Annotated in this window: 10 protein-coding genes; 5 read left to right on the top strand and 5 right to left on the bottom strand. The window is 51.7% G+C overall.

Features of this window, described 5'->3' with window-relative positions:
- The first annotated feature begins 410 nt into the window (after window positions 1–410).
- Both IQ260_RS19820 and IQ260_RS19825 read left to right on the top strand, forming a co-directional pair.
- On the top strand, window positions 411–668 hold the full coding sequence (locus IQ260_RS19820; protein ID WP_193994824.1) for a hypothetical protein: 258 nt from the start codon (window positions 411–413) through the stop codon (window positions 666–668).
- Window positions 669–847: 179 nt separating this feature from the next.
- Window positions 848–1,432 (top strand): Uma2 family endonuclease, encoded by a 585-nt coding sequence (locus tag IQ260_RS19825; protein WP_193994825.1) that lies wholly within the window; start codon window positions 848–850, stop codon window positions 1,430–1,432.
- A 32-nt stretch (window positions 1,433–1,464) separates the two neighbouring features.
- On the opposite strand, the gene IQ260_RS19830 is transcribed toward IQ260_RS19825, so the two are convergent.
- Complete coding sequence (locus IQ260_RS19830; RefSeq protein WP_193994826.1) at window positions 1,465–2,928, bottom strand: protein kinase domain-containing protein; 1,464 nt, start codon at window positions 2,926–2,928, stop codon at window positions 1,465–1,467.
- A gap of 281 nt (window positions 2,929–3,209) precedes the next feature.
- Between IQ260_RS19830 and IQ260_RS19835 the strand changes: the two genes are divergently transcribed.
- Complete coding sequence (locus IQ260_RS19835) at window positions 3,210–4,205, top strand: hypothetical protein (protein ID WP_193994827.1); 996 nt, start codon at window positions 3,210–3,212, stop codon at window positions 4,203–4,205.
- Window positions 4,206–4,227: 22 nt separating this feature from the next.
- Here IQ260_RS19835 and IQ260_RS19840 read toward each other — a convergent pair whose 3' ends face one another.
- Window positions 4,228–5,064: a lysophospholipid acyltransferase family protein gene (locus tag IQ260_RS19840; RefSeq protein ID WP_193994828.1), complete on the bottom strand. Its 837-nt coding sequence runs from the start codon at window positions 5,062–5,064 to the stop codon at window positions 4,228–4,230.
- Between the two features lie 402 nt (window positions 5,065–5,466).
- Here IQ260_RS19840 and grxC point away from each other — a divergent pair, with 402 nt between their 5' ends.
- Together grxC and IQ260_RS19850 are read left to right on the top strand one after the other, a co-directional pair.
- Window positions 5,467–5,778 carry a glutaredoxin 3 gene (grxC, locus tag IQ260_RS19845; RefSeq protein WP_193994829.1) on the top strand — a complete coding sequence of 104 codons (312 nt, stop codon included), beginning with the start codon at window positions 5,467–5,469 and terminating at the stop codon, window positions 5,776–5,778.
- Window positions 5,775–6,644, top strand: a complete 870-nt coding sequence (locus IQ260_RS19850; protein WP_193994830.1) for a DUF72 domain-containing protein — start codon at window positions 5,775–5,777, stop codon at window positions 6,642–6,644. The genes grxC and IQ260_RS19850 overlap by 4 nt, the downstream gene beginning before the upstream one ends.
- On the opposite strand, the gene IQ260_RS19855 is transcribed toward IQ260_RS19850, so the two are convergent.
- The 3 genes from IQ260_RS19855 to IQ260_RS31910 form a co-directional block, all read right to left on the bottom strand.
- Window positions 6,641–9,799, bottom strand: coding sequence for a type I restriction endonuclease subunit R (locus IQ260_RS19855; protein WP_193994831.1), 3,159 nt, complete (start codon window positions 9,797–9,799; stop codon window positions 6,641–6,643). The two genes, IQ260_RS19850 and IQ260_RS19855, sit on opposite strands and share 4 nt — an antisense overlap.
- A gap of 184 nt (window positions 9,800–9,983) precedes the next feature.
- Window positions 9,984–10,862: an Abi family protein gene (locus IQ260_RS19860; protein WP_193994832.1), complete on the bottom strand. Its 879-nt coding sequence runs from the start codon at window positions 10,860–10,862 to the stop codon at window positions 9,984–9,986.
- Window positions 10,863–10,989: 127 nt separating this feature from the next.
- Window positions 10,990–11,258 (bottom strand): transposase (locus tag IQ260_RS31910; RefSeq protein WP_193994833.1); only part of this gene is annotated, 269 nt, incomplete at its 5' end.

Here is an 11,258-nt window from a genome sequence, read left to right on the forward strand (position 1 = left end):
ATTTGAGCCGTGCACTGGATGGGCTAGACATGTCTAGATGCACCTAGATTGCTAGAGGGCATCGTCATCCTAAGACTGATGCTTCAATCCCTGCATCAATTATTAAGATATGTATGCGTTCGCCCTGCAGTCCTACCAAGACCTGCTTGACTCAAAAATCTGGGCCTGATAGCCTACAGAATAGGTAGCTGACAACAGCTGTCTTTCCGCACCCAAAAATTTAGCTGCGCGAGGTGACGGTGTACCACCACCACCACCCCGCTGACCCCTCCAACTGGGACTAGCAGTTGGTGAGCTGTGAGCATTTTACAGCCACCCTGATTTTAGTTGCAGGGTGGCTATCTTTTTGGGGGCATTTCCTCCCTGTCGTTTCGCGGTTAAACATCCGCTATCTAAAGGAAAACGCCCCTATGACCTTCCAAAATCAGGCACCTCAGGTGCCGCCAAGCCTGCCTGCCGACTTTTCCAGCAGCCTACCGTCAAGCAGTTTTATCCGTCATATCCTACTCGGTCATCCCGACCACATTCGTCAGACCATCCATCTGCTCCACAACCTGCGCTATGTCGAAACCAGCCAGTGGAGCCCGCTGATCGAAGTGCCGGACAATCGGCTGATCTTGAGACCACAGGCCGATGACGTGATTAGTATGCTGGTGAGACGACTGTAAGCTCGCTTAAGCATGGTGGGCAAATAGCTGCTCTGAACAACGCCATAGCGGTTGGATCAGAGTTGCCCACCCTACTGGAAAAACGCCATAGCAGTTGCATCAGAGTTGCCCACCCTCCGCTCGTTGAGGAACAGATAACCTACACTAGACTTGGAAACAAGGTAAAGCCAACAGCCTATATGTCAGCTGTCACTCTCTACTCTGCCAACGACTATCTTGAGCTAGAAGCCTCGGCGACGTTCAAGAGTGAATATCATGATGGCAAATTAATTCCGATGACAGGTGGGTCCACCAATCACAATCAAATTATTATCAACCTGATTGCCTTTTTGAAATTTAGCCTGAAGGGTAAAGGCTATCGACAGTTTGCTAGTGATGTCAGGCTATGGATACCAGCAGTAAGACGTTATACCTATCCAGATTTGATGATTGTGCAGGGAGAGCCTATCTATCATGAGGACCGTACCGATACGATTGAGAATCCGACGGTCATTGTTGAAGTGTTGTCCAAATCTACGCAAGACTACGATCACGGCGATAAGTTCAACGCCTACAGAACAGTTGCAACGTTCCAAGAATATGTATTAGTCAACCAATATAAACAACAGGTTGAACATTATGTCAAAACAGCTGAGAAACGCTGGTCGTTTCGAGAATATGATGCTGACGATCAGCAATTATTATTAGAGCAAGCCCCCTTCGAGATCTCATTTTTAGATCTCTACGACGAAGTTGATTTTACATTAGAAGGCAACGAGAAATAGTCTTCCAGTCCATCCTTGTCATCTTTTGAAGCCTATTCTAGACCATCGGCATATTGCCAGTGCCAGGGCTCATTCTCTCCAACCGGATTGCCCTGAGGATAGGAGAGAGCGAAACCGTAATTCTTGGCATATCGCCTGAGCCATCGATAGGCATCGGTTTGGGCAAAGCTTGGATCCCAGTCAGTACTCTCATCTGCATTTTTGTCGCCAATCGCGATCGCAAATCCAGTATGATAATCACTTTGCTTTAGCCACTGTTGCACACTGACATCGGCATCGCCTGGCAAACTCTTTCGCTGATCCGCTCGTGAGATATATGCCGCCAAAGGCAGCAATTCCACCCCTTCCTCCTTGGCCACTGCTGCCATTTCCCAAAAAGCTTCAACCAGCTCCGGTCTGGCTTTGATACTGTCATCATCTACCAGAGACACTAAATCCCTGGATTTGGCTGTTTCATAGCCCTTAGCTGTAGTAGCCGTCTTGACCGCATCCCAGCGATCGCTCAGGGCACGGGCGGTCCACTGATAGCCTTTGACACCAAACCCAATCATGACAAGTACGGCTGTGATCGCTCCCATCACTTTCAAAATTTTGCCCGGTGGGATGAGGGTTACTTTTTTAGTGGCAGAGTAGGTGTCAGTTGGGGGTCGACCTTTGGCGGCGACATGGGTGGGCATGGCGCTATCTTGCCCCACTCGTATCCCGGCGATTATTTTTTCAAGCGCCTGTAGGGCGTCTGTCGCGGTGGGATAACGATTGTTAGACTTAGGCTCAATCAGCCGTTTGATGAAGGTTTCAAGGGATGGGCTAATGGTCTCGTTAGACCACTGCACTTTCTGCGTGAGGGGATGAAGGGGGAGCTGCTGAGGAGACATATCCATCAGGGCTGAGATCGCAACCATACCAACAGAATATAAATCACTGGCATAGCAGGGCTTTCCCCGCGCTTGTTCCGGGGCGATATAGCCAGCCGTGCCGACACTGGCCTTAGTAATGATCTGGCCGTTGCTGTTGAGCTGACTTTGGCTCAGTTCCTGAATGATACCAAACCCCACTAAGGCGATTTCACCGCTATTGGCCTGTCGAATCAGAGTCGCTGGCTGAATATCGCGGTGAACCATATGGTGCTGATGAACAACGGCGAGTACCTGGAGACTATCTCTGAGTAATTTGGTCACATAGCCTTCATCCAGGGATTTACCTGCACGAATCTCTTGACTCAGATTGTGCCCATAAATAATTTCTTGAGCCAGATAAAACTTGTTGTCTGTGTTGAAGCAGGCCAACAGCTGCGGAATCTGGGCATGGGTACCTATTTTTTGTAGGACACTGGCCGCTTGCTGAAACTTCTTTAGAATCTTGGGATGGGTATAACTAAATTCTTGCAGGGTGCATTCTGGCTGATGCGCCTGGTGATGGTCGATGGCTCGGTAGGTAATTCCGTAGCTACCCCGGTCTAAAATATCGAGGACTTCAAAACGATTGGCAAGCTTCATGGTCGATTGCTGTGTCTGGGTAAGTCTACAAAAGTAATCAATCGTTTGATCAATCGTTCTTGGGTCTGAGTATAGCCAGCGCGGGCACGACTACATTGTCTGGTGAATATATTGTCTGGTGCATACGACGAGAATGCCTCTAACCCATAGAATTCCTTTAGTCTCCAGATCGCCCTCAGCAGAGAGTTGCACTCATCCCCATAAAAGTGTTCTTTTGAGGATGAACTCGGTTTAATCTGGATTTAATCTGAGTAGTCGTTTCCCTAAAAGAGCTATTGTCCATGGTTGGTAGCTATAAGCATGTATTTTCGTTGGCATTAGTGACCGCTGCTATGACGGGTGCTATCACCCAGCCTTTGTCAGCACAGACGAGTCCTACCATTGTGTGTCGCTACGATCCTACAACTGGCATTCCCAATCCTTTAGGAATGCGGACGTTTATCACCCTGACAGAAGCCGATGGCTCGACTGGAGTGGCCTACGAGCAGCTAGGCTCATTCGTACCTGGTCCAGTGGAGACTATTCTCACTGCAGAGCGGACACTGATTTTTCCCAATATGGCAATAGACCGGGTGCGGCAGCTATTGCTAACCAATGCTACCTACTATCGGGAGCTAGTGGGATTTAACGACCCTGACGGGTTTGCGCTGGTTAACGACACGTTGATTTGTCGAGCTGAGGCGGTGGCAGCACCGCCAGCAGAGCGACCGACAGCTGAGCTGCCCGATTTGGGCGGAGGCGCTAATCCCCGCTCAGAGCTACCAAATCCGGGGAGTGGAGCTAACTCCCGCTCTGAGCTGCCCGACTTAGGGGGCAATGCTGCTCGCAGCAGCCCCAGCCCGGATGATACCCCAGCTCCGCCAACGTTTTATGGCACCATTGCTGGTCTGGCGGATGGCAATTATCGCTATGTGTCGGGTCCGGCAGAGGCACGGTTTTATTCTGACCAAGAATTGCTCAGTCGAGGTGGAGTGCTGTTTGTCTTTCGCAAAACCGGCGATCGGGTGATTGGGGCTTACAGCTATGTGGATGGCGAAGCCATTTGTGTGACTGGACGCGTCAGCGGTAATACGGTGGCTGGGCAAGCCTATCCTGAGAATGGTGTGGCCCGTGACCTGGCAGAAGAGTTTGCGGCTTGGGGACCGGCGACATTTTTGCGCGTGCGTCGTACCCGAGGTGATGCCGGTGAACGCTACTACAGCAGCGCCACCCTAGAACTCAACGATTTCTCTCAAATTAATGCTGGCTCATCGCTGCCTCCCAGCCGCTGTCCCTGAGGTCCCGCTGCCCACAACAACTTTACGATCGACCCTGCACATCGATTCTTAACTGATCGAGACTGGTTTGCATGTGTTCAACAACTTGCTCGTAGCACTGTTGCACGTAGCTGTTATCCTTGGCGGCGGCCCGGCCTGTGGGGTTGAACACAATGGGAGAACACACGCGGGTGTGGATGGGATGGGGCCATGGAATATGGGGCACGGGGCCGACGGCCAGCCCCCAGGGGAGCCCTAGGTAAATGGGGAATACTTCCGGGTCAAGGCCCAAAAACCAAGGAAGTAGGCCCTGCTGGTTGAGCCATTTGGCTTGTTTATAACAGTCTGCTAAGACGATAAAGGTGTCGTGGGCTCCCCAGGAAATAACGGGCACAATGGGAACTTGCTCCCGTAGGGCAAGTTTGATAAAACCGGTGCGGCCTGCAAGCTGGATTTGGTGCCGCTGGCGGTGGGGGCGGAAAACATCTTGGGCACCGCCGGGAAAAACAAGAACGCTGGCTCCGCGCTGAAGGGCTGCGATCGCAAACTTTGGCTGAGCCGGCACCGCACCGCACCGTGCGGCCAGCTGTGCTAAACCAGGATTAATCTGCCAGACCTTGGCATGCATCAGACCGTACATGGGACGCTCATAGCCAAAACGGCGAAACCAATCCACCATCAGCATCAGCATATCAGGAGCCGCTAGCCCGCCATTATGGGAGCCGACAAACAGAGCCTGTTGGGGCACATGGTGCCAGCCGTCTGTGTGGGTATGAAAGTAGTGGTCATACGCCAACTCCCACTTGGGCATCAGCGATGCAATCGTTTTAGGATCGCGTTGTGCCAGCGCTGTGTCAACGCTGTGGCCGCTACCGGGCATAGACTCACTCCAATCAGGGCAGCCCTCAGCCTATCGAAGATTGGGAAAGCTGCCTGTCAAGATTTGCCAGACTGGGAAAAAACTCCTGAGCCGATATCATCAGGTGGGATATTGAAAGGGTGGCCCAACCATACAAAAAGGGCTCCCACCTAGATGGGAGCCGCAGTAAGCGTTATTCCTTAATGACCTAATTGTGCCAGGGAAAGTTGGTCCCAGTTGTGACGGTGATCATCCCCCAGTCGTGTTTAAGTTCATATCCCAGGACGGCTCTGTTCGGTAGAAATTTTTCCCACAAGCTGATACGACCGTCAGATTTTATCGTCTAGAAAAGATTTACCATGGAAAGACTAGCGTTGTGAATACGACGTTAGTACAGATCTCTGTTTTCCAAATGACATGCCCATGCAATTTCTCAACCGCTTGCTAGGCCGCAACCCTGACCCTGTCAAGGCAAATGTGGAAATCTATACATGGCAGGTCTGTCCCTACTGTATTCGGGCCAAGCTGCTGCTGTGGTGGAAAGGGGTGACCTTTAACGAATATAAAATTGATGGTGATGAAGCCGCCCGTGCCCAGATGGCTGAGCGCTCTAACCAGCGTCGCAGCGTCCCGCAGATTTTTATCGATGACCGTCACATTGGTGGCTGTGACGAACTATACGCCCTTGATCGACGGGGTCAGCTAGATCCATTACTGACCCAAGCTAGCCAGTGACAGCTGATTTTCGTCTGGGCTGCGCTGTTTGGGCCTATAAGTCATGGTTAGGAAACTTTTACCCGGCAGAGAGTCGGGCAACTAATTTTTTGCGTCTCTATGGTGAGCGTCTCACCTGCGTTGAGGGTAATACGACCTTCTATTCCATTCCTTCTCCGGAGATGGTGCAACGCTGGGCTGACAATACCCCCGATACGTTTCGCTTCTGTCCAAAGCTGCCGCGCACGGTCACCCATGGGGGCGCGTTGATGCCGCAGCTGTCCGATGCCCTGAGTTTTTTATCGCTGATGCAGGGACTCGGCCCCCGCTTGGGGCCAATATTCGCCCAGCTGCCACCCCGGTATAGTCCCGCCTCATTTGCAGATCTAGAGAAATTTGTGGCTGGCTGGCCCCATACTACAAATCCGCTGGCGGTGGAGGTACGTCACCTGGATTGGTTTAGATCGCCGCAGTCCGAGCGGTTGAATTCGCTGTTGGCACCATTTAATGTCGGTCGAGTGCTGTTGGATACCCGACCGGTGTTTACTTGGAGCGATGCCGTTGACGATCCCCAACTGCGTTCTGAGCGCAAAAAGCCTCGGGTGCCTCTGTTGCCAGTGACAACAGCCAACTTTGTGCTGGTGCGCTATATCAGCCATCCTGACCTGGATCGTAATCGTGATTTTTTAGCGGGCTGGGTAGAGCGAGTGGGGGAGTGGTTAGCCCAAGGTCTATCGGTTTGTTTCTTTGTGCATTGCCCTAAGGAGGCGCAATCACCTGCGATCGCACGCTATTTTCAAGAGCAGTTAGAAAAAGCAGGCATTGATGTGCCGCCGTTACCCTGGTCCTCAATTCAGGCCGAGCCCCAGCAGCTGGGACTGTTCTAGCACTTGGGTATGACGTCATTGGCAGTGGTCAGTATTTTGAGGACCAGGGAAGCAAACTCGCGTCCTGACTCTTCGTTATCTAGAACTTCCAGCGATAGCTTTTCGTGGTCGGTCATGGCGTCTAGTACGGTATCAACTACCCTCTGGGGAAATAGACCATGCATCACCTGCTCTGGGGTGTGGGTGTTGACCTGGACCATGACGTCATCCTGGCGGCGAATGCGCTGGGCAACGGTATTGAGGAACTGCATCTGGTCTTCGTCGTTGACTTCGGCACCAAACAGGTCGTTTAGGGCCTGAATGATTTCTGACAGCTTCTTTTTCTCAGGGTCGTGGGCTTTGCCGGTACCGATGGCACTGCCTGGTTGCAACTGGTATTCCCCTTGGTTTTCTGCTAGCCGCAGTTGTTGTTCTCTGCGCTTAGTGAGGCGGTAGTGGGTTAGGGAGAGTTCAGAGACGTTAATTTCTTCATGCTCTAGCCGATCGCGCCGCAGAAGGGGGTAAAGGTGTTTGGCATAGACGCAGAGTTGTTCCAATTCTCGATCTTCGTAATCGATAATCTGCGATAGGAATTCATACAGACGGATAAAGCTCTGGAGGTTCTTTTTGAACAGATCGAGCTGGTCAATCTGTTCGCCAGCGGCCTTTAGCTCTGATTCGGCTTGTTTCAGGGCAGTGCCAGCGCGTTTTTGTTCCATGGCCTGTCGGCGGGCAGTGTTTGCCAGTTTGTAGCGCTGCTTAAAGCGATCGACGGCGGGCTGGCAGTGGTAGGCAAGCTTAGCATTGGCGGCCTTGGGATTAAAGAATGCCTGGGTAAAGGCGTCTACTTCGTTCCAGTGGTAAATGCCCGCTTTATCCAGAGTGTTTTGGAGGTCGTAGATTAGCTGTGGGTCGGAGACGTCGGCTAGTTCAGCCTTGTTGTAATAGGGCAAAAAAGCTTCGAGGATGTCCTGGGGGTCGTTAAAGAAATCGAGGATAAAGGTTTTTTTGCCAGGGAAGAGGCGATTGAGACGGGAGAGGGCTTGCACGCAGTCTACGCCGTGAAGTTTTTTATCCACGTACATGGCGCAGAGTTTGGGCTGGTCGAAGCCGGTCTGAAACTTGTTAGCGACGATCATGACGTTGTAGTCAGCCGTATCAAAGGCCTTCCTCATGTCACGTCCCTTTAGTTCAGGGTTGAGGCGGGTACTGGTTTCGCTAACTTCTTCAGGGATGGCCTCATCCGGGGGCACTTTGCCAGAAAATGCTACCAGGGGATATACATCGGTGTAGCCCTTGTCTTGGACATAGGCTTTTAAGGCGAGGTGATAGCGTACCGCTTCTGGACGGCTGGTCGTAACCACCATGGCTTTGGCTTGGCCATTGAACAGGTGGCTGACATGCTCGCGGAAGTGCTCGACAATGACCTCTACTTTTTGGTTGATGTTATAAGGGTGCAGGCGAACCCAGCGGGCCAGCTTGGTGCGGGCCTGTTTGGAATCCACCTCTTGGGCATCGGCATCGGGATGGGCAATCTTCCAGGCGGTGGCGTAGGTGGTGTAGTTCAGCAGCACATCAAGGATGAAGCCTTCTTCGATGGCCTGCCGCATGGAGTAGAGATGAAACGGGTCCGGCTTGTTGTCAGCGCTGGGGGGCTGCTGGGGCTTGGGCGGACGGCCAAACAGTTCCAGGGTTTTGGCTTTGGGGGTGGCGGTAAAGGCATAGTAGCTGATGCGATCGCACGGTCCTCGGGCCTGTACAGCCGCATCCATTAAGTCTTCGGCACTGATTTCTTCGGTGTCAGAATGGTCGCTGTCTATTTCACTGCCCAGAATGGCTTTGAGTTTGCTGGCGGCGGATCCGGTCTGGGAGGAGTGGGCTTCATCGGCAATGACGGCATAGCGACCGCTGGCGAGGGCGGGGTATTTATCCAGGGCTTCGAACAGGGCAGGAAAGGTTTGGATGGTGACGATGATGATGCGGGTTTTACTGGATAGGGCCTCGGCCAGCTGCTCTGACTTGCTCTGGCCCTCGCGGGTAATGGGGACCACAACGCCCTGGGCGTGTTCGAACTGGTAAATGGTGTCCTGTAGCTGGCTATCGAGAACGGTGCGATCGGTGACGACGATGATGGAGCTAAATAGCTTATTACCGTCGTCGGTATAGAGGGAGGCCAGCTGGTGGGCGGTCCAGGCGATGGAGTTGGCTTTACCGGACCCGGCGCTGTGCTGAATCAAGTACCGCTGGCCAGCTCCTTCCTGGCGGGTGGTGTCGATCAGCTGGTTCACCACCTGCCACTGGTGGTAACGGGGGAAGATTAGTTTCTCTTTGGGTTTAACGGAACCATCAAAGTCTTCTTCCTTAGGCTTTTGCAGGTGCAGGAAGCGTCCCAGGACCTTCAACCAGGCATCGGGCTGAAACAGCTCTTCCCACAGGTATGATGTGGCGTAGGTGGTTTCATCCTTGGGGGCTGGGTTGCCTGCGCCGCCGTCTTTAGTGCCTTGGTTAAAGGGTAAAAAGAACGTATCTTTGCCCTCCAGTTTGGTGGTCATGGCCACGTCTTGCTGGCTGACAGCAAAATGCACCAGGGCACCGCGCTTAAAGGTGAGTAGGGGTTCGGCTTTGCGGGTGAGGGGATCTTTTACGGGCCGGTCGTTGCAATACTGGTGTTTGGCGTTTTCGATGGATTGTTTGAACTCGCTTTTGAGTTCTAGGGTGGCGGTGGGGATGCCGTTGACGAATAGTACCAGGTCGAGGCGGGGGTTATAGTCGCCTTTGCGAGCGTGGGGCGAGTAGGAGACTTCGGGCACTACCCGCAGGCGATTGGCCTGGTAGCGGGCCTGGGTGTCGGGGTTCATGCCGTGGTCGGGCTTAAAGCTGCACAGCTCGATTTTGACGCCGGGTATTTTGTAGCCGTGGCGCAGGACGTCCAGGGTGCCGCTTTTTTCGAGGGTGCGGACGGTTTTTTGAATGAGGACGCCTGCGGGGTCGCTGGGGTTATTTTTGCAGAGCTTTTGCCAGCGATCGGGCCAGGCGGTTTGGAAGTAGGCTAGCAAATCTTCGGTATACAGTGCAGTGGTGGGGTTATAGCCTGCGGATTTGCCGACGAGCCAGCCCTGGGCGGCCATGGCGTCAATGATGTCTTGCTGGAAAGGGATCTCTTTGCTGTCGGCCATGATGTCTTCCAGTTGGAATTCGGCGTATAACTTAGGTTCTTATCCTATGATTCACTTTTCAGTGCGATAAGATTCCTCTCAGGCAATGATTAAATTGTGCGATCGCAAATTCAAGGTCAACATTCTAAAACTTACCGAATGATAGGCAATGATCATTCCACTGCCCATATCAGCTGATCTGCCATTACCCTTTCCACAAAGGGCAATTTCTCCAATCAGACGGAAAACCCATAGCTGTAACGTCAACGTTGTGATGATTAATCAAATCTATCAAGCGCGTTTTCCAATGGTGGCCAGGACTAATCTGATTCACTAGATCGAGCATCAGCGTTAGCGTATTGTAAATTTTGCGTTTATTCGTTTGGCATAGTGAGGCTTCTTTTTGTTTGGGGAGTTTAGGTGTTACAGGAAACTCTCGGTTCCAGAGCCTAGAGTGATGGGCACACAGATTACGCACAATGGTTAGGTGGTGCAGTAGCGATGTTAGAATCTTTTCATCTAAACCATACTCAGCGGCTACAGCATTTCTATCTTGACGGTAACGAGTATTGCTGTACCAATTTGAGAGCTGCCCAAAGGTCATGACCTCAACTAATGCCCAAATCGGAGGTAAGGCTTCGTCGTAGGTTTGCTGAAGGTGACGTATAAACGTTTCTTTGCTATGAGATACTGCCTGTTTGATGGATTTATAGTGTTTGTCGTAGTCCCATTTGCGCCTGAATAATTCTCGGCGTAGATGGCAGTGTGCTCCATGTTTATGGCCCATATGGTAAGCCCAGGCTGCCCTTATAGATACTTCAATTCGCTCCATGGCATCCATTACCAGTAGTCGAAATTCTCGATCGAATATGTATAGGTTGAGTACGGCCTCAAAATCCGTACCTGGACGGAATCGATGAGTACTATGGTCTGCTTCAAACGGTAGCCAGTAAGCACTAAGGCGATAGTAATTTAGGTGGGCCATGTAGTAGCAGGCTTGCTGATGATCTTGGACGATCAGGCCACGACTTACCAGGAGATTGACTTGCTCTTGAAGGGTAAGTGGCGGTTTATTAAAGCGCATAGCCCCCTAAAAATGAGGAACCCCCCAGGGTGCGCATCGTTGAGAGGCGTGGGGGGTATTATTGCCTTCAATATAGCTCGGGCGGTGCGAGATGCCAAATCTGTCCGAACTATGGATATAGCGTTTCCTAGTCTGGTGAGGTGCAATAGCAGCAGTGAGTAAACCACCCTAAAAGATCTTCTATTGATACTTCATCGAATGCTTTATCAATAGCTTCTTTGAGGTCAACGTAAGTTTTTGCTCCAATCGCTCGTAGACGTGTTTTGATTTTAGACCAACAATTTTCAATCGGTGAAAAATCAGGTGAGTAGGGAGGTAAATAAATCAACCGAGCACCTGCTGCCTTGATCAAGGCTTCGACATCTTTGCCAAGATGAACAGTGCAATTATCCAGAA

This window comes from Leptolyngbya cf. ectocarpi LEGE 11479 (assembly GCF_015207065.1).
Classification (GTDB): Bacteria; Cyanobacteriota; Cyanobacteriia; order Phormidesmidales; family Phormidesmidaceae; genus Leptothoe; species Leptothoe ectocarpi.